The organism is Chitinibacter sp. FCG-7 (genome assembly GCF_040047665.1).
In the GTDB taxonomy this organism is placed as follows: Bacteria; Pseudomonadota; Gammaproteobacteria; order Burkholderiales; family Chitinibacteraceae; genus Chitinibacter; species Chitinibacter mangrovi.
In genome coordinates this window covers 999,799-1,018,687 of sequence record NZ_CP157355.1, presented here as the reverse complement: position 1 = coordinate 1,018,687, position 18,889 = coordinate 999,799, and the positions used below count along the sequence as shown (strand labels likewise).

Genomic DNA, 18,889 nt, shown 5'->3' with positions numbered 1-18,889 from the left:
ACGCACTTATAAACAACGCTTTTAAGTAGTCTGTTGCAACCAAATGGAAAGACTCCGAACCCATGCCGTGGCAAAGCCAATGAACAAGCGGCATCCATGCCGGGGGAGTTAAATCTTTTCCATTTGGTTACGCAACACTACTTAACTAGGTACCCATACACCAGAAAAGAACGAACCAAGCACCCTTACGCTTTGCTAACGGGCAATAAAATTAGCGAGGAACGAGCAAAAGCTAGCTGTTTTGTCTGTTTAAGCAAATGTTAAAATTTTATTACTCTGTACTAAAAATACTTAACTCTTTCATCGTCTATGAGAGCGCCTAACTCAACGCTTTCTGCCTTAGGGTGAGTTTGAATATTTCTTCTTAAACTACTTACTGAAATGTAACATGCTTCAACTATTTTCTTTTGTTTATCAATAAAATTAGAATCATAATTATTTTCAATTACTGTATGAGCTGGTTTTTGCCTCTCATTTCTTACATCCTTCAAAGGCTTCAACGTTTTTTTGGGGAAAGAGTCATCTGGAAACCGAAATGACTTAGCCACCCATTCCTCTAAGAGCCTCAAAGTTCCCTTTTGGACTCGCTCAACAATGTTATTGCCAATGGGCTTCAATTCTTCTAACTCTAGCGTGCCTTCAAAAAATGACTTGTTAATATTCTCTGAAAGATATTTATCAAGAATATTAATGAAGTCGTAGTAATTTTTGGATGTAGGTGAAAAGAAAAAAGTGAAGTTTTTAGGGCGATGCTCACCATCAAGCTCTTTACGAAAAAGTGGCACACCAAAAATTGACTCTGTCAGTTTGTAGATGGCATTTATTTCATCTATCAATGCGGTGAAAACAGATTTTGATGTTATCCATTGCCCGAAAATTAGGTTATTAGAATAATCCTCAAGTACTTTACATTCTGTACATGGAATTTCTTTAGCGCTCCAAGCAACTTGATGTTCAGAAGAAAGCCTGCCTAAATCACAAAGCAAAACCGCTATAACCCTAGCGCCGGATGAATCAAACCCCAAACCAAATGATTTTAAAAATATTTGATCTTCTTCTCGAAGTATTGGATTGCCTTTATCATCATATTTACATGATATTTGTCCACTAAAATCATTAAATTCGAAATCAAATCGAGGTTCATTCGAGTAGCGCTCTAGAATATCTGTTTCAAAAAATCTGAAACTCATTTGAGGTTCTGATAACGCTAATTCAACGCTATATTTTGCGTAGCCATACTTATCAGTATATCGATTTTCTTTGGCATATTTTGGAGTTGGGTATAGGCATATAGGGTATTCGGTTTGCTCTACTGCTAGTTCGAAGTTACCAAATAACTGCTTTTCCACTTTGATTGATTTTGCGTGTTCAAGTATCTCTAATTGATACTTAACTGGATGGTGCTTAAAGCCAATAATGTGCGGGTTTGTGCTTGATTGAATTGATACAAACTCAGCTTTCACAAGCTCTTTTATGAGGTCAATTGACTCCTCATAATCCAAACCCAAGTCTTGCGAGACCTTTCGTAACGGAATTCCATTGTAATCTGAGGAATCACAGAAAAAAGAAAAGACTAGTTTTTCAATATTTTTTAATTCACTCACACTTGATTCCATCCGTGTACTCTTGAGAAATTTCACTTCCGCTATTGGCCGATTGCAGCCATTTTTATTTCAACGATTGTAATCATTTTCAGTGCCTACGGCACGATGTTTTTGGTGCGTGTTCCGCCGCGCAGACAGGCAGGGGGCTTTACTTGCACCCCACAAAGTCTGCGACTTTGCGGGGACCCCGCACTTCGCCAATTTCCCCTGCACCCCAAAAGCGACCCGGGCTCAAAGCGCTCCGCGCTGCCCTTGCTTCGTCCTTCGTGACCAGCTCCAAACGAAACAGCCGTTTGTCTCTCTCCTTGCTGCGGTTTTCGCTACACGGGAATTCAAACCCCAGCTTCACCAGTGCGGCATATACCCGCCTATGTGTAGTGCTCTAGGCCAGTCTTGAATTGGCTTGGGTGAATATACCCCTAGCTTCCAGCTAGGGTGTGAAACGTGAAGCGTTGAGCACCATTTCGCGCATCTACCCAACGTGCGCACGGCGTACCTACAAGGCTGGTATTTGCACCATAATCGGCCGGTGATCCGACCCCAGGGCAGGACCGATTGTTAATCGTGCGCTGATGCCGCGTGCCAAGGCGCGATCCAGCGGCAGTAGCGGCCAGCCAATGATGGGTGACCAGCTTGGCGCGAGCTGGAAGCCCAATTCAGCCAAACCTGCTTGAGATCGAAACGCTCGATAAATCGGCGAAAAGGGCGTGATATTGAAGTCGCCCAACACCAACACTGGCGCCGATTCCTGCGCGATTTGTTGCGCCAAATAGCGCAATTGCTGATCTCGCGCCGCGGCTAATTCGGCGCCCAGTGGTGGCGGGGGATGGATACCGTACACGACTAAACCATCAGCCAGCTCGACCCGCAGGTGTGGATATTGTTGAGGTATGGCGGGGGAGAAGCGCACTTCACAATGGCGCGGCGCGTGCTTGAGCAAGAGCGCAATGCCAAACGGGTTGTCTTCCCATGCCGCACAGCCATGCGGTAGCGTTTGGCGTAAGATGCTCAACTGGCTTTGCCACTCAGTTGTGGCCTCGGTTAGCAAAATGACGTCCGCGCCTTGCGCGTTTAACCATTGCTCGACGTTGCGGTATTGTGTGTTGGAAATGAGCAGATTAAAGGCAATCGCTGTGCTGGGGTGGTATGCCCCTGTAGGGCTTGGTGTATATAGTGCCCAGCCATATACTGCACCGACTAGAGTCACTAAAACAAAGCCAAAAATCCGCTCCCGCAGGCTGCTGGCGAGCAGCAAGCCAGCGATGGCAAGGAGCAGATGAATCGGCGGAAAATGGCTAAATAACTCTAGCCACCAAGTCAGCCCTGCTAAGCTTGTCAGCAGCAGCCCCAGTAAGGCCAGCCATAATGCACGATGTGCCAACTGGCAGCGTAGGCGCGGCCAGAAAGTGCTTTGTTTGATCATCTTGGTGTCGTTAATCACTCAGAAGGTTGTAGGCAAGCGATGATGATGCGGCAGTGTCGTGAATCAAAGAAACAGGCAGGCCGGTAAATTTGGTGGCAGCTCTCGACCCCAAGTAGAAAGTGCTCTTAGGGTGTGAAACACGCAGTGTTGCGCGCCATGACGTAGCATCGCGTGCGCGTGGCGCACACTGCAAGGGCTATTTTCAATTAATCCGAAGAAAATTTGACCCGAATTGGTGTGTTTGGTTACTCTTTGTGAAAGTAATTTGCAGGCCGTTGCCGCGGTCATCCAAGTTGGTGAGCCCGGCGTATATTCAGTTCACACATTTGGAATAATTTTCACTTATGAGCGCAGCACAGTTATTGAATCAGTATCAGGTCACGATGGATCAGGCGAAAGACTGGATTATGTCTCACCTCTCTGATCCGGCTTTAGTTTTTAATACAGCCCGCAGCATTGGGCTCAATAGCAATATGCTGGCTGAGATTGTAGCGCCAGTCGTCCCCGGTGTAACGGCGCAGCAGGTTGAAGATTTTTTCACCGCCCAAGGTTTAGCTGGTTTTCAATTGCGCGGCAGCATTGTGGATACGACCCCCCCAGCGGATTCTCGCGAGTTTCTGCCTGAGGATATGGCGGCACTGTCCTCGCTAGTGACCATGAATACCCATTCTGGCGTGCTCTCTACAGAGTCTTTGCGTAAAGCTGCGCTGGATAATCTTTCCAACGATGCTAATTATTACGCCTTATTTAACCCTGCAAGCTATCAGGGGGCAGCAGATCAGTATTTTTCCGGTACTGAATTGGGTATTGCCGGGCACGCCGGTTTCGCAGCGACCACAGCAAATCTGGAATCCGTGTATTACGGTACCGTCATTAAAACCATCCAGGCAATTGATTACAGTGAGATTCAAGCTATCAATGCTTTTATTACAAAGCACGATATTACAGCCATTGAAGCACGCCCTGATTTGTACCCACAGTATGTGAGCGAATACTTTGCCTTGTTGCAGTCGGTATTTGAAGATCCAGCCAGCCCACCGATTTATGATGATCAGACTTTGGCACAAATTATTGTGCAATCCACCGTCGGGATGGCGGGGGAAATCTCGAATGGGGATGGAAGTGCCCTGTTTGATGGCATCCTGTCATCTTATTTCTAAGCGGACACACATACCTTCTGCACCATCTCCTCAAAGTTGTCTTTGTGTTGTTCTCTACAGGTCTTGCGGGTCTGAGCAAACCCAGTAATTGAATACGATCACCGATTAGTTCGTTAGTACTTTTGCCTTCAATGCTTGGTTATTGCGGGCAAAAGTACTTTCGGTGATTTCAAATCGCCCACCTGCATCGCGTTTCAGCTCTGTCAGGCAGCCCATATACGCGAAGGTGGGGTTTAATTTTGGCGGTCACTAGCTACGTGCTTGAGTTTGAAGGACTTGATAAGTTAGAAAATACACCGTTTACTTTAGCTACGCCTGTAAATTCATGCGCGGTTTGAGCGATGTGGGTGCGCCGTGCGCACTCGGCGGGACTGTGAAATGGTGCGCAACGCTGTGCATTTCGCACCCTACGACCTGTCACACATAAGGCAAAAATATGTACATTTGGAAAATTGAAAATTTAAATGAGCAACTTATTGCAGGAGATCTTCCCGAAAGGGATGCATTCAAATACTTGCTTGCATCTTCCACCCTCCATGCTTTAAGCATCATTCAAATTTCAGTAACGAACAGCATTAATATTTGGGGCGAGCTTATTAGTGGAATGATCTCTTTACTTGGCATTTATTTTATCTACACATGCAATGGTGGAGATCAGGGGCAAAAATTCCTTAACCGATATATAGCAATCAGCCTAGTTGTCTACATCCGTATTATTGCGCTTTTACTGATACCGTCCAAAATCATTATTGTTGCTTTGCAATCCAAGTATGCAGAGGAATTATTCTACGCAAGTGATGCCATTGAACTTGTACACAATTCCATCATTCAGGTGACCATTATTTTTTACATCGCATTTAATATAAATAAAGTTGCCCGCAGTGCACATCGATACAAAAATAAATAAGTAAGGCTGCATAATTAGATTGGAATAATTATTGCTTACTCATCAGCTCCAATCAATTCATTAAAACTATGCGTAACTAAGTAGTCTGTTGCAACTGAATGGAAAATCTTTGCCCTTGTGTTGCGGTGATGTCAATGAACACAATCATCTTATGAAGGGCAAACCGGAAATTCTCCAATCGGTTACGCAACACTACTTATTGGCCGATTGCAGTTAATTTAATTTCAATGATTGTAATGATTTTCAGTGCCTACGGCACGATGTTTTTGGTGCGCGTTCCGCCGCGCAGACGTGCAGGGGTATTTGCTTCTGCAAATACCCCTGCACCCCAAAGCAGCCCCCGGCATCTGCGTCGGCTACGCCGATGCCCTCGCTGCGGACAATCGGCAAGGCGGCGGGCTTTAACAAAACAGAGCCCGCCGAATTCCCTTGCCGCTTATTCCTCGCTCGGCGCTGCTGCAGGGTAGACCATGCGCTCGACGATGATTGTATATATACATGCCATTGTGTTGCTCTGATGATCAACCCTGTCATTGGCTTGGTTGATATACCCCTGAATTTATTAACACAGATTGCCCGTGGAGCCGCGCGGGGGTTGTAAGGGACGGAGCAAGACCCGGCCCTTGCTCGTTAGGCCGGCGAAACGGCCGGTTTATCGCATGCGGCAGCAGGCAAGGCGTCGCATGAAAAAACCGCCCAGCTTGTCGCTGAAATCTTGGGTTAACCTGCATTGGGATTCATCGCCGTCTACGCTGTATGGCTAGCAATGATGGGGATTTGCGCATGGGCTTGTGTCTGGCATTGCAGTACAATCGAGCCCTGCTTTGTGGATGATGACTGTGGCGATTATTTCTTTTTCCGATTTTAGCGATGTGAATGCGATTGCTGCGGCGTTTGCGCACGATGGTGTGGTGATTTTGCGCGGTTTTGCTCCAGCCGATCAGGTGGCAGCGATTCGGTCTGAGGCGATGCGCCAGCTTGAGCTGCGTCTACCGCCGCTGGAGCTGGAGGCCGAGCTGGGCTACCCGGGCGCGCCCAAGTCGGGTGATGAGCAGGGCGGCTCAACCATCCGGCGTTTGCGTGGTATGGCGACGCGTGATCCGGTGTTTATGGATTGGGCAGGGCAGCCATCCGTGTTGCAACTGATTGGCCATTTGCTCTCTAGTGATGAAATTACGCTGACGCAGGCGCACCACAATAGCCTGATGACCAAGCAGCCGAGCTTTAGCAGCGATACCTTGTGGCACCGCGATGTGCGCTACTGGCGTTTTGCGCGCCCCGAGCTGGTGTCGAGCTGGCTGGCGCTGGGTGATGAATCACCGGCCAATGGCGGGCTGGGTTTTATTCCAGGCTCGCATCTGGCCGCTTTTCCCGAAGACGCTTTTGACAAGCGCGAATTTTTGCTGCCCACCCATCCCGATGCGGCCAGCTGGGTGGCACAAGCCCAGTTTCCTACGCTCTCTGCGGGCGATGTCGTGCTGTTTGACGCGCGCACTTTTCACGCCGCCAGCCGTAATAGCACGACGCAAACCAAGTACTCCCTGGTGTTCAGCTATCACGCCAGTGACAATTCGCCACAGTCTGGCTCGCGCTCGGCCAGTTTGCCGGGTATTTCATGGTCAATCCAGCGATAAGCTTGTAAGCTAGCGCCTCCAATCACGACGCCAGATCGTGAATCGAAGAAGCAGAAATTCGCATCTTGTTATGCCTCGGATGCCAACTTTTGCCTATCTACAGATGGATGGAGATGCGGGTGCGCAACTTATTGATTGTGTGCGCTTTTTATGCCGTGCTGGCTGCGCCGGTGCAGGCGATTGAGCGTGTTTTCGCTTATTACCCTTTCTGGGTTAGCTATAGCCAGACCAAGGCGTTGGCCGATTTGCCGCTGGAGCGGCTCGATCAGCTGACCTATGCCTTTGCCTACTTTGACCCGCAAGGGCAATTGCAGGCTGGCGATGCATTTGCCGATCTGAACAAACCCTATACCCAGCCCGATGGCACCTTGCTGCGCGGCAATTATGCCCTGCTTAAATCCTACAAGCCGCGCTATCCGCGGTTAAAAACCGTGCTGGCGGTGGGCGGCTGGAATTACTCGGCGCATTTTTCCAGCGTGCTGGCCGACCCGGCTTTGCGCCAGCGTGCGGTGCAATCGACGCTGCTTTTCCTGCGCACGCATGGTTTTGACGGGGTGGAAATTGACTGGCGTTTTCCCGCCGGATTGGGGCGCGATGGCAATAGCGTCAGCCCGCAGGATGGTGCCAATTTATTGCGCTTTATCACTGAGCTGCGCGCCGCGCAGGGCAATTTGATTATCGGACTCACTAGCGGTGTGCAGCCCGCTCAGATCGGCCGCCTGCCTTGGGCTGCGCTGGCCGGGCAGACCGATTATGTGATGCTGATCGCGACTGATTTTGTCGGGGCATGGAGCAATAAAACTTCGCATAAATCCCCACTGTATATGCCTGCGGGCCAATTAAGCATTGATGTTGCAGTCAATACCCTGAAGCAGTATGGCTTGCCGCCAGGCAAGCTGGCGCTGATGATTCCCAGCCAGGGTATCCGCTTTAATGGCGTCGCCGCCCACAATGCGGGTCTGGCTCAACCGCATGGCGGCGTCAGTATGGGCTCGTGGGATAATGCGCAAACCGGGCCAACCGGCATTTTTTCCCAGGATGAAATGGCCGCGTTGCAGCTGGGGCAGGGCTTTGCTGAATATTGGGATGAGCAAGCGCAAGTCAGCTATTATTACAGTGCCTCGCAGCAGCAGCTGATCAGTATTGAAACGCCACGCGCACTGGCTGCCAAGCTGGCTTATGCCCGTCAGCACGGTTTGCTGGGTTTGGGTCTATGGGAAATCACTAGCGATGCCGGTGATTATCGCTTGCTGCGCCAGATCGAACAGGCGGTTGATTGGCCGCGTTCGGTGCGCAATGATCTGAGCTACTGGTGGCGTCATCACCCGGCCTGGGTGGATTTGCTGGCCGGTGCGGTTCTTAGCTTACTGTTGCTGGGTGGGGCGATTGCACTATTTGTCCGTCATCGCCGCGCGCGGCAGGATGAGCTGCAATGGCTGCATATCCGGCAAATCAAAAATGTGGTCGATGTGCTGCCCATGCAGTTGAGCGAGCTGCACCAGCTCAGTCTGGCCGCGCCTGCGGCCTTGGCAGATGCGCCGCAATCCCGTGCCTACGAGCAACAACTGCAGCTCTGGCGCGAATCGAGCGAGCGTATCGCCTGGCAGCTGGCGGCTCTGCGACCAGATACGGGCGCCAACGCCACTGCCCATACCGAGGTTGTAGCGGTAGAAAGGGCAGAGGCTGATCCGGCGGCCGCTCTGAGCATTCAACAAGACGGACAAGGCAGGCCCACACCAGCACCGGATGCCAGCCGCGTGGTGGCATTTGGCCAGTTTGCCCAGCGTTTGTCCGAGCAGCGCAGCCTGGAAAAAATGCTGGAGCTGACGATGCAGTTTCTGGCTGATGATCCGCTGATCGAGGCCACGGCGGTGCAGCAGCTGGACGACGAGCCAGTGGCGATGGCGAGTCTTGGTGATCAGTCACTCAGCGTACAGCTGGATGATTATCAGCTCAATGTGCAATTTAAAGCGCCGCTGAGTGAAGCGGAGCAGCACTATTACCGCAGCGTGCTCGATCAGCTGGGCGCGGTGCGCCGCTCTTTGTACGATCTGGGGCGACAGCCGCAATTACTCGCCGAGCTGTACGAAATTGCTTCGCGCCGTGACAAGCTGCAGTTTATCCGCGCCGAAAAAGGCTATAGCGCGATTGTGGCGCAAGATTTGCGCGCCCCGGCGTATATCACGCTGCGCCTGCGCGCGATCCGGCTGTATTTTGACGATAGTGTGCTGATTCAGGTGCACCGCTCCTATCTGGTCAACCCCAAAAAAGTGCGCGCCGCGCAAAAACGCGGACGTGAGGGCTGGTGCCTGCTGATTGGTGACGAGCTGATCCCCGTCTCGCGTCAGTATTTGCCGCGCCTGCGCCTCGATTTTCCAGCCTGGTTTGCCCCGTGCGATGCTGCCGAGCCGCAGCGTGTTTAGCGCGTCTTGGCTTTTTAAGCCAGACATCCATAAACTTGGGCGCTGAGATTGCGGCGCTGGCGGCGTCTGACTATGGTTAAAACCCATGCCCACCCGCAAGCGAGCGGTTTATGCCACTCAATAGTAAATCCCCGCAGGATCTGGTGCAGTCTCTGGCCGAATTTACCGGCCTGACCGACCGGGATGATCTGGCGGTCAGTATGTGCCTGACTTTGTACGAAATGCTGCCCTGCGCCTCTCTGCGGTTTTATCGCACGCTGGCCGGCCCCAAGCAGCGCCGTCTGGCGCTACTGGTCGAGTTTGATGAAAATGGCATACGCCAGCATGCCGCCGAGAGTTTTCATCATGCCGGGCAGGGGCAGGCGGCAGAGGTGGACCCGCTGCTGCATGGTGCGTTGGTGTCGGAAAGCTCATTGCAAATGGATGCCAACGGCAGCCGCGTGATTCTGGGGCTGCATCGGCAGAGCGAGGTGTATGCCTTGCTGGATTTGCGGCTGGACAAAGGGCTGGTGCCTTCGGATTTCCGTATGCTGCAAGGCATGGCGCGGATTTACGAAAATCACATTGCCTTGCTCGATTACGGTGAAACCGACACGCTCACCGGCCTGCTCAACCGCAAAACGCTGGAGCGGCAATTTTTCAAGATCGTCACCGCCTTGCAAAATCTACCCGGGGTTCAGCCACTGCAAGCCGGGCGGCGGCAGGAAAGCGGTCTGGCGTATTACTTTCTGGTGGTGCTCGACATCGACCATTTCAAGCGGATCAATGATCGTCTGGGGCATCTATACGGCGACGAGGTGCTGCTGATTATGGCGCAATTGATGCGCACCTGCTTTCGCGCCAATGATAGGCTGTTCCGCTTTGGTGGCGAGGAATTTGTCATTATTCTGGGCCCGCAAACGCGTGAAGGTGCTTTGCTGGCGCTGGAGCGCTTTCGCCAGAAGGTCGAGCAACATCGTTTTCCGCAAATTGATCAGGTTACGATCAGTGGCGGCATTACCGATATCCGGCCGTATGAAGTGTTGAGCATTACGCTGGGGCGCGCCGATCAGGCGCTGTACGCCGCCAAAGAAGGCGGCAGAAACCAGATGGTGTTTTACGATACACTGCCGCAAGTCAATATTGAGAGCGGCGGCGAGGAGCTGTTTTAACGGCGCGAGTGCGGATCGTTTTCAGCTTTCAATTTTAAATTCTCAACATTACCAATCCAGTTCCAATCCCAACCATCAATCCACGGAGCAGCTTTGGCTGCTCCTTGCCGTTTTCAGGAGCCACTCATGCCCGTTAGCCCCAGCCAGCTCAATACACTATTGCAAGCCTTGCACGACCCGGCACCGTTGCCGTCCTATCGCGCAGCGGCCACGCTAGAAAAACTCAAACCGGAAATGAGCGATCCGCAGCGCGCCGAATATGAAGCGGCGCTGGCCAGCGCCAGCCAGCAAAGGCAGCAAGCAGCCAAAGCACGCGAAGAGGCCGAGACCGAATTACTCGACGATTGGGATAAAGAAAGCTTGCAATGGAAATGATAGGGTATTGCTCTGTAGGCCAATCTGAAATTGGCTTGTAGCGATATACCTATCTTTTCTGATTGTAGGCGCAAAAGCCGGGGCGTGGGCCTACCTGTGGATGTTTGCGGCAGGTATTGGGGCGGTTTTCGTAAATGGTGCAGCGGCGCGTTTCTTCGTGCAGATAAATGCAGTCGTTATTGCTGCGCCGTGCCAGCGTGTAGATTTCATTTTTGAAATTGAAATGCTCGATAATGCGCGCCTTCATCAGCCGTTTGGCAATGTTTTTGGCGGGCTCAACCGCGTCAAATTCATCGACCACGCCCATGCGGATCAGATCGACAATCTTCACTTCCACCGGCATCGTACAGCAGCTGCCGACACAATCGTCGCACAGGCCGTTGTAAAACTTGACCCAGGTTTCAGTCCGCCCCAGATCGGTAACGGTAATTACGTTTCGTTTTTTCAGTGTAACCACAACGCAGCAAACCCTGACTAGCAAGCCGCGCAGCTTAGCATGAGCCGGGCGATGAAAAAATCCCCACGCGCCCAGTGGTGAGCCGGGCGGTGGGGATGGATGGGGTTTTATGCGCTGCGCCAGTCTGTGCTGGCGTCAGTACACCGCTTAGTAATAGCGATTAGTAATAGCTTGGCACGGCGCTGAGTTTGACATCGCCACCCAGCGGGTCAACCGTCAGGAAGACACCGTTTGCCGTTCTTCTGGCGTACAGTGCTTTGCCGTTTTGCTGGGCAGCAACCGAGCCCGCATTGAGCAGGGTGCTCAGTTTCAGCGTCAGCGGCGTGGCGTATTTCTGGCATTGCGCCGAGCTGCTGTCAAAGCGGATGATGTTTTCCGCCTTGAGCAGGGTGGGCTTGCAATGTTCGCGCGCGTAGCGGTATTTGATCACGTTCGATGGGGTATCCATCCACAGATCGCCGCTATTGACTTTGGCTTGCGCGTAGTCCAAGTGAGCCAGATAGCGATCGAGTGGAATCGTTTCCCAGTAGCCGGTATCAACGCCGTGCGCGGTGCGCGTGGTCCATGCGCCCTGGCTGATGGCGGCATCGATGTGCAGATTGAGAATTTCGCTGCCCATCGGGTAGAGCGACCACTTGCCGTCAACGGTGAACAAATCCCACTTGATGCGGTAAGGGTTGTCAAAGTTGGCCGCATTCACGCCAGCGGGCATCGTGGTGTAATCTACATTGCCATTGGCCACCAGATGCGATGCGCGGCCGCCGATGTATTGCGTGCTGTTTTTCAGGAAATCCGTGCTGACCGTCGATGCAGCATCACCCGGCCAGACAAAATAGCTGGCTTGGTAGCCATCCAGATTGGCGGCGATGTCGGCTGCAGCGCCGTTGAGCTGAACGTCCACCTCGGCGTCTGCAATATACGGGTTCGGATGCGAGCGGCTGTGGCTGATGATTTCATGGCCGTTGGCAATCATCTCCTTGGCGGCAGCCCAGTGTTGCGGCGAGCAGCTGCCGGTAATCATGCCAAAGCCCGCAACCAGACCGCGTTTTTTCAGCTCGGGATTCATGATCTGGATGTAGGGGTCTTTATTGTCCGGCATTGAACAATAATCATCGTGTACTAGCGAGTACGCGCCTTTGGCACCGTTTTTCCATGTGCTGGGCTCAATCGCTTGCAGCACTTCTTTCGGGCCTACCAGCGTGTAGCGTGCCGGGCAAACGCTGTTATCCACTTCGTAGTAAAAGCCCGGTGGTGGCGCTGGTGGTGAAATAGGCGGGCAGAATGATGGTGTTGGCGAAGGTGATACCGTCGCAGTTGGCGATGGTGTTGCGGTTTGTACGCTCACAGGCCCCAGATCTTCCCACGGGCCCCAAGGATCGGCGGGGTTTGGCGCCTGGCCTTGTACCCACCATTTGGCGCGATAGCGGCGGCCGTTGTAAATGATTTCAATCCCGGCCGTGTAGGCTGTGGCGGCGTTCCAGTTGCCTGTGTTGACGGTGGGTGTTGCCGTCGGTGTCGGTGCCAGCGTTGGTTTGGACGTCATAAACACCGTGGGGGTCGGTGATGGCGTTTGCGTCGGTCCTGAAGTGGCGGTTGGCACCGGCGTTGGCGTGATTTGTACGTCGCCGATCCGTTTCCACACGCCCCATTCGCCCGATTGCGCCGGATTGTCACCCTGCGTCCACCATTTGGCCTCAAACACTGTGCCGTTGTAGCTAACGCGCTGGCCGCCGTTGTAGACGCTGGCGCTTTCCCAGTTTGGATAGCCGGGAACGGCGGTCGGGTTGGGCGTTGGGCTCAGCGCCTGTGCGGTGCCCACCAGCAAACCTGTGCTGGTGAGCAGCGCAAACATTAAGGCACGACCAAATTGCTTTGATTGCATCTTCTCCATCCTTTTTATTGATTTGATTCGGCTGTACCGGCCACAGGCCGAATCAAAGGGGTATTGGCCGGTAATCTTTTTGGGCTATGCTCTGTCGGCATATACCCTTATTGAATTTTTACATCACCCAGCAAAGGGTTAATCGCCAGCCGGGCGGTGGATGCGTCAAGCATCTGGGTGGGCAGGGCTTTGCCTTGCTGGATAAATGTGCCTTCTTGCCCGGCGTCGAGCCGGACATCCACCGTGAGTGCCGTGCCATAACGGCTGCACAGCGGATTGCTGGTGCTGGCCTTGATGGTGTTGCCATCCAGTTTTAGCGGGCACTGCGTGCGGGTTACCTGATAGCGGATAATATCGCTGGGGCCAGCCACCCACAGCTCGCCGGTTTTGACTTTGGCGGCTAGGTAATCGGCGTAGGCGGTGTATTGATCCACTGGCGCGGCTTCCCAAGAGCTATCGGCTACGCCGTGCAGGGTGCGATAGCTCCAGCTGCCATCGGCCAGCGCGGCGTCAACGTGCTGGATTAGCATATTGCCGCGCGCCGGTTTGTAGAGCGACCATTTGCCATCGCGCCAGTAGCCATCCCATTTCACAAAATACGGCTGCAGCTGGTTGGCGTCATTCAGCCCGGCGGCTTTGCCATCGTAAATATGCTTGGCCGCGCGCGCGCCCAGAATCTCGGCTTGGGCTTCGACAAAGGCCTTGGCTTGCGGGGTGGCCAGATCGCTGGGGAAGGCGACAAAGTGCATGGTGTAGCCCAGCTTGCTGTGCACCAGTTGCTGGGCGCTGACGATTTCCCTGACGTTATCCCAGCCGCTGATCGGTGCCAGCGAGCCGGGCTCGAGCATGCCTAGGTGGGTGAGCGTGTGGTTGAATAATTCGTGCCCCTGCGCCACGCGTTCCTTGAGCGTTTGCCATTGTGCATCGGTGCAGCTGCCGGCAATCAGCCCCAGGCTGGCCTTGAGTCCGCGCGCATTCAGAATAGGCAGCGCGTACTGTTCTATCCCGGTGGTGCTGGCGCTGCAATAATCGTCGTGCGCAATGGTGTGCGCGGCTTTGGCCCCACCTTGCCAGGTGTGGACCTGCAAGCTGCCTGCGTGCGAGAACATTGGCAGAAAAGCCAGCATGGCAAATAGCGCAAAGGCCAGCAGCGCAAGTACGAAATCGTGGGCTTTCATCATGGGCATCCTTGTTGATGGATGCCACTATGCGCGCACGCTGCTGATTTGGGAATTGTCATGCCAGTGGAATTCACCGGTGACGATGATTCTAAATATTTGTCTTTAAAATCAATATTTTGCTGCGGTGTGTTTTGTGGCGTTTTTCATGAATAACGACGTTAATCGAGCCCCAGATCGTCGACAAAGCGCGCTGCACGGTGGATTTGTTCTGGGTGGATGTGTAATTGCTGCACCAGTATCCGGCTGATACGCTGCTCGATATTCGTCGCACTCGGGGCGGCCAGGCCGTGTGACTGCATGCAGCACAGTACGACGTGATCGCACAGCTCGCCAACCGTCAAAATGCGGGCTGCATCCCGGTCGGCAATACGAATGGCAAATTCCTGTTCGACCATGACGATCAGCTCGACCGCATCCAGCCCCATCAATCCACCTCGCGAATCACCGCCATTTGCAGTGTCATCACCACCATCAGCGCGGCCATGGTCAGGCCGAAAATGGGCATGATCCAGGCCATCGACAGGTGCAGCGATAATAGCCCCGTCACCATCGCATATGAGAGCGGCGTCAGCCCCATCGAGGCCATGCTGTTCAGGCTCATCACGCGGCCGATTTTATCTTTGTCCGAATACTGCTGGATCAGCGACATCATCGGGACATTATTGCCCGCCACGCCCAGACCGATCAGCGCCTGAATGGCGACGGCAATCCAGACCCAGTGCGTGTGTGCCAGCATGGCCAGCAAGACGCCTTCCAGCGCAATAATCACGGTAATCATCAGCAGCCGTTTTTTGCTTGGCGGATACATGGTCAGCAAGATGCCGCCAATCACCATGCCCGCGGCAAAGGCGCTTTGCAGATAAGACAGCGTGGCCGGTTCGCCGTTGAGGTTTTCAGTCACAATAATCGGGATGCCCAGCGCCAGCGGGCCCATAAAGAGCAGATTGGCTGCCGCATAGACCAGCATCAATGCGCGCAGCACCGGCGTTTTGATTGCGTATTGCACGCCTTCTTTCAGCTCGCTGAGCATGGTGCTGCCATGCTGGCGGATTTTGGCGACAAAAGGCTCATTGATAAAACCGATGCAGGCTGTTGCCAAAGCCAGCATCACGCCGGTCAGACCAAATATCACTTCGTAGCTCAGGGTGGCGAGTAAAATCCCGCCCAGCACCGGGCCAAAGACCAGACCCACCTGATTGGTAGTCAGCATGACAGAATTGGCGCGCGTTAAATCGCGCTCGGGCACGATAGCCGGAATCAGCGCATCGCGCGCGGGCCAGAAAAAGGCATCCAGTGCGCCGTAGAGAAACGCAAATACGGTCAGCGCCCAGATATCAAGCCGGCCAATCGCCAACAAACCCACCAGCGCAAACAGCATCAGTACCCGCGAGCCCAGCGAAACCAGAATAATCCGGCTGCGCCGCATCCGGTCGGCCAATACGCCGCCAATAGCCATCAAGGCAATGCGCGGCACCGATCCGGCAATCATGACGATCCCCAGCTGCTCCTTGGCGCCCAGCGTTTTTACGACAAACCAGGTTTCTGCCAGCATGGCCACGGCGAGCGCAAAATTGCCCACGATCGACGCCAGCCAGAGCAGGATAAAGTTGCGATTGCGAAATAGGGCAGGTGTGGCGCTCATACGGGGGTCTCGATCAACAATGTCAGCATGATAGGCAGTCTGCATTCTGCTGGATAGCCATCATCGGCCATTAGCCGCATTTTTACCAGTTTCAGCCCAAAGCAGAGGGCCGATGCTAACAGTGTGCGGCAGCATCGGTTTTCAAACGGTTTGGAGACTGTCCTGAGTCGGCTTTGTTGTGGCTTTGTAGGCGAAGTGCGCTGACTACAGTAAGATAGCCGCACAATAAAACCGTAACCCGAGGATGGAGACCCCAATGACTATTTCTGCTACCGCAACGCACAAAGCGACTTCAGTGCTCACCATTCTGGCCGCCGTGCTAACCATCGGCAGCGTGACGATGGAAAGCGCACAGGCCAATGAAGTGCAGCTGAACGCCGCAATCGAAAAAGGCGATTACCAGCAAGCTTTTAATATCGCCAGCGCCGAGCATAAAAAAGGCAGCGCCAGCCTCTCAACCCAGATTTTGCTGGCGCAGATGTATATGCAAGGTAAGGGAACCAGCAAAAATATCCCCGCTGCCCGCAGTCTGATCGATCCGCTGGTTGCGCAAAATAAGCCCGAAGCCCAGTTACTGCTGTCCAATCTGCTCAAGCAGGAAGCCATGCAGGGGCTGACCAAGGCCAACGGCCGGATTGATGAGGCGCGTTATCAGGCGCTGGCCAAGCGCTCGCTCAAGGAGCGTGAAAACGAGCGTTACGCTGCCGAGCTGATGTATAAATCAGCGCAGCAGGGTTTTCATCTGGCGATTGAATCGGTGTGCAACGATATTGCCAGCTCGGTGACCGCGTTTGGCAGCAAGGAGCGCGCCAATTGGTATCGCAAATGTGCGAACAAGGAAGCCTGGGCGCGTGCCAGCGAGATTGGCAACAGCATTGCCCCGCTGAATTTGCGCCGCGAAGTGATGCGCGACCCGGTGGTCACCGAAGCCTTTCAGCAGCTGGCGACCAAGGCCAAATGCACTAACGAAGACATCACGCCGGTTGATTTCAAAATCGGCAAGCCAGTAGCGGGTGGCGAATATTTGACGCTCAATCTGCCCAAACCCACGCGCCAGATGATGGTACGTGGCCAGTGGCAGGAAATCTGGGTGGGCAAAGCCTGCGGCAAAACCATGAGCCTGCCGATTGCCTTCAAGGCCGACGGCATGGGTGGCGCAACGTTTAGCCCCGATCTGCCCGCTGCCGAGCTGAACGCGCTGAAAATGGCCGTGCAAAGACAGCAACAGGTACAGCAGCAGAAGTAAGGATATTGAGTAAAGGTATTAAATAAACCGGGCTGGTGGTTTCAGGTATTTTACTGATGCGACAATTGCTTATGGTCAGAGAGGAGGACGCCGATTACAGTGCGATTTTCGCAGTGCAACACCTGCACCGCACTGATCTTCGGCGGGGAGTGCGTATCACTTCCGGCCTACCGTCTCCATCCTCTTGCCGCACCGGACTATTCTGGTGCGGTTTTTTTTGCCTGCCGGATGCCCTTAGCCCAGGCAGAGATATTTGATTTCCAGATATTCGTCTATCCCGTATTTTGATCCTTCCCGCCCCAGCCCCGATTGTTTGATGCCGCCAAATGGCGCGACTTCATTGCTGATCAGCCCGGTATTGATGCCGACCATGCCCGCTTCGATGGCTTCGGCGACGCGGAAAGTGCGGGCCAGATCCTGCGTATACACATACGCGGCCAGCCCGAACTCGGTGTGATTGGCCAGCGCAAGCGCCTCGGCTTCGCTGTGAAAGCGCACTAGCGCGGCCACCGGGCCAAAGGTTTCTTCGTGGTTGATTAGCGCGCTGGCGGGCACTTCTGTCAGCAGGGTCGGCGTGAAGAACGTGCCACCCAGCGCATGCCGCGTGCCGCCGTAGCGCAGCTTGGCGCCTTGCCGCAAGGCGTCGGCAATATGCGCTTCAACTTTTTCGACTGCGGGGGTATCGATCAGTGGGCCAATCTGGCTTTGCCTTTCAAGACCATACCCTACATGAAGCTGGCTGATCGCCGTGGCCAGCCGTGCGGCGAAATCGTCATACACTGCATCGGCAACTAGAAAACGGTTGGCGCAAACGCAGGTTTGCCCGGCGTTGCGAAATTTGCTAGCGATCGCGCCTGCCACCGCCGCGTCCAGATCGGCGTCTTCAAACACCATAAACGGCGCGTTGCCGCCCAACTCCAGCGACAGCTTTTTGATCGACGGCGCGCAAGCGGCCATCAGTGCGCGGCCTGTTTCGCTGGAGCCGGTGAAGGAGAGTTTGCGCACCTGCGGGCTTTGTGCCAGCACCGCACCCAGCTCGCGCCCGCTGCCGGTAATGATATTGATCACCCCAGCCGGGATGCCGGCCTGCTGGGCCAGCTCGCCCAGCGCCAGCGCGGTCAGCGGCGTTTGCGAAGCCGGTTTCACAATCATGGTGCAGCCCGCGGCCAGCGCCGGGCCCACTTTGCGGGTGATCATGGCAGCGGGGAAATTCCACGGGGTAATCGCTGCGCAAACGCCCACAGGCTGTTTCAGCGTCAGAATGCGCTGGCCTGCATTCGGATGGGGCATGACATCGCCGTAGATGCGCTTGGCTTCTTCGGCAAACCATTCGATAAAGCTGGCCGCGTAGGCGATTTCGCCGCGTGCCTCGCCAAGCGGCTTGCCCTGCTCGCTGCTCATGATCAGCGCCAGATCGTCCTGATGCTGCATGATCAGCTCGAACCAGCGCCGCAATAGCTGGCTGCGCGCCTTGCCGCTACGTGCCTGCCAGTCCGGTAGCGCCGCTTCTGCTGCGGCAATCGCCTGCTGGCATAGCGCGGCATCCATACGTGGCACTTCGGCGATAAGCTGGCCATTGGCGGGGTTATTCACGCTCATTGTGGCCTGCGTGTGCAGCCATTGCCCATTGATCAGGCCGCTGTGGCGCAGCAGCTCGGGGCATTGCAAGGGCAGGGGTGTGGCGGTCTTGGGCATGATGATCCGGCGGCAAAAGGATGAAGCGATTGTAAACCAAAGCCGGGCAGGCTTTGCGGCAAGGCGGCATCTGCGTTGGAGTGAGGGAGTGGTGTTGAACCAAAACTTT

15 protein-coding genes are annotated in these 18,889 nt (G+C 54.0%); 7 read left to right on the top strand and 8 right to left on the bottom strand.

From position 1 onward, the window contains the following. Nucleotides 1–281 precede the first annotated feature (281 nt). Both ABHF33_RS04750 and ABHF33_RS04745 read right to left on the bottom strand, forming a co-directional pair. Nucleotides 282–1,604 (bottom strand): hypothetical protein, encoded by a 1,323-nt coding sequence (locus ABHF33_RS04750; protein ID WP_348945871.1) that lies wholly within the window; start codon nt 1,602–1,604, stop codon nt 282–284. 496 nt (nt 1,605–2,100) lie between these two features. Further along, complete coding sequence (locus ABHF33_RS04745; protein ID WP_348945870.1) at nt 2,101–3,027, bottom strand: endonuclease/exonuclease/phosphatase family protein; 927 nt, start codon at nt 3,025–3,027, stop codon at nt 2,101–2,103. Between the two features lie 383 nt (nt 3,028–3,410). Here ABHF33_RS04745 and ABHF33_RS04740 point away from each other — a divergent pair, with 383 nt between their 5' ends. The 6 genes from ABHF33_RS04740 (at nt 3,411) to ABHF33_RS04715 (ending at nt 10,677) form a co-directional block, all read left to right on the top strand. Beyond that, on the top strand, nt 3,411–4,187 hold the full coding sequence (locus ABHF33_RS04740; protein WP_348945869.1) for a hypothetical protein: 777 nt from the start codon (nt 3,411–3,413) through the stop codon (nt 4,185–4,187). 436 nt (nt 4,188–4,623) lie between these two features. Beyond that, on the top strand, nt 4,624–5,094 hold the full coding sequence (locus tag ABHF33_RS04735; protein WP_348945868.1) for a hypothetical protein: 471 nt from the start codon (nt 4,624–4,626) through the stop codon (nt 5,092–5,094). 839 nt (nt 5,095–5,933) lie between these two features. Next, on the top strand, nt 5,934–6,728 hold the full coding sequence (locus tag ABHF33_RS04730; RefSeq protein ID WP_348945867.1) for a phytanoyl-CoA dioxygenase family protein: 795 nt from the start codon (nt 5,934–5,936) through the stop codon (nt 6,726–6,728). Nucleotides 6,729–6,847: 119 nt separating this feature from the next. After that, nucleotides 6,848–9,151, top strand: coding sequence for a glycosyl hydrolase family 18 protein (locus tag ABHF33_RS04725; RefSeq protein ID WP_348945866.1), 2,304 nt, complete (start codon nt 6,848–6,850; stop codon nt 9,149–9,151). Nucleotides 9,152–9,261: 110 nt separating this feature from the next. Further along, nucleotides 9,262–10,302 (top strand): GGDEF domain-containing protein, encoded by a 1,041-nt coding sequence (locus ABHF33_RS04720; protein ID WP_348945865.1) that lies wholly within the window; start codon nt 9,262–9,264, stop codon nt 10,300–10,302. A gap of 126 nt (nt 10,303–10,428) precedes the next feature. Further along, nucleotides 10,429–10,677, top strand: coding sequence for a hypothetical protein (locus ABHF33_RS04715; protein WP_348945864.1), 249 nt, complete (start codon nt 10,429–10,431; stop codon nt 10,675–10,677). A gap of 49 nt (nt 10,678–10,726) precedes the next feature. Here ABHF33_RS04715 and ABHF33_RS04710 read toward each other — a convergent pair whose 3' ends face one another. The 5 genes from ABHF33_RS04710 to ABHF33_RS04690 form a co-directional block, all read right to left on the bottom strand. Then, nucleotides 10,727–11,134, bottom strand: coding sequence for a YkgJ family cysteine cluster protein (locus tag ABHF33_RS04710; RefSeq protein WP_348945863.1), 408 nt, complete (start codon nt 11,132–11,134; stop codon nt 10,727–10,729). Nucleotides 11,135–11,294: 160 nt separating this feature from the next. Beyond that, nucleotides 11,295–13,016 carry a carbohydrate-binding protein gene (locus ABHF33_RS04705; protein WP_348945862.1) on the bottom strand — a complete coding sequence of 574 codons (1,722 nt, stop codon included), beginning with the start codon at nt 13,014–13,016 and terminating at the stop codon, nt 11,295–11,297. A gap of 107 nt (nt 13,017–13,123) precedes the next feature. Continuing rightward, nucleotides 13,124–14,197 (bottom strand): polysaccharide deacetylase family protein, encoded by a 1,074-nt coding sequence (locus ABHF33_RS04700; RefSeq protein WP_348945861.1) that lies wholly within the window; start codon nt 14,195–14,197, stop codon nt 13,124–13,126. 158 nt (nt 14,198–14,355) lie between these two features. Then, complete coding sequence (locus ABHF33_RS04695; protein WP_348945860.1) at nt 14,356–14,622, bottom strand: phosphopantetheine-binding protein; 267 nt, start codon at nt 14,620–14,622, stop codon at nt 14,356–14,358. Next, a complete protein-coding gene (locus ABHF33_RS04690; protein ID WP_348945859.1) occupies nt 14,622–15,839 on the bottom strand; it encodes an MFS transporter in 1,218 nt (405 codons plus the stop codon). The genes ABHF33_RS04695 and ABHF33_RS04690 overlap by 1 nt, the downstream gene beginning before the upstream one ends. A 256-nt stretch (nt 15,840–16,095) precedes the next feature. Between ABHF33_RS04690 and ABHF33_RS04685 the strand changes: the two genes are divergently transcribed. Continuing rightward, on the top strand, nt 16,096–17,085 hold the full coding sequence (locus tag ABHF33_RS04685; protein WP_348945858.1) for a hypothetical protein: 990 nt from the start codon (nt 16,096–16,098) through the stop codon (nt 17,083–17,085). Nucleotides 17,086–17,319: 234 nt separating this feature from the next. On the opposite strand, the gene ABHF33_RS04680 is transcribed toward ABHF33_RS04685, so the two are convergent. Continuing rightward, nucleotides 17,320–18,780 (bottom strand): NAD-dependent succinate-semialdehyde dehydrogenase, encoded by a 1,461-nt coding sequence (locus ABHF33_RS04680; RefSeq protein ID WP_348945857.1) that lies wholly within the window; start codon nt 18,778–18,780, stop codon nt 17,320–17,322. Nucleotides 18,781–18,889 lie beyond the last annotated feature (109 nt).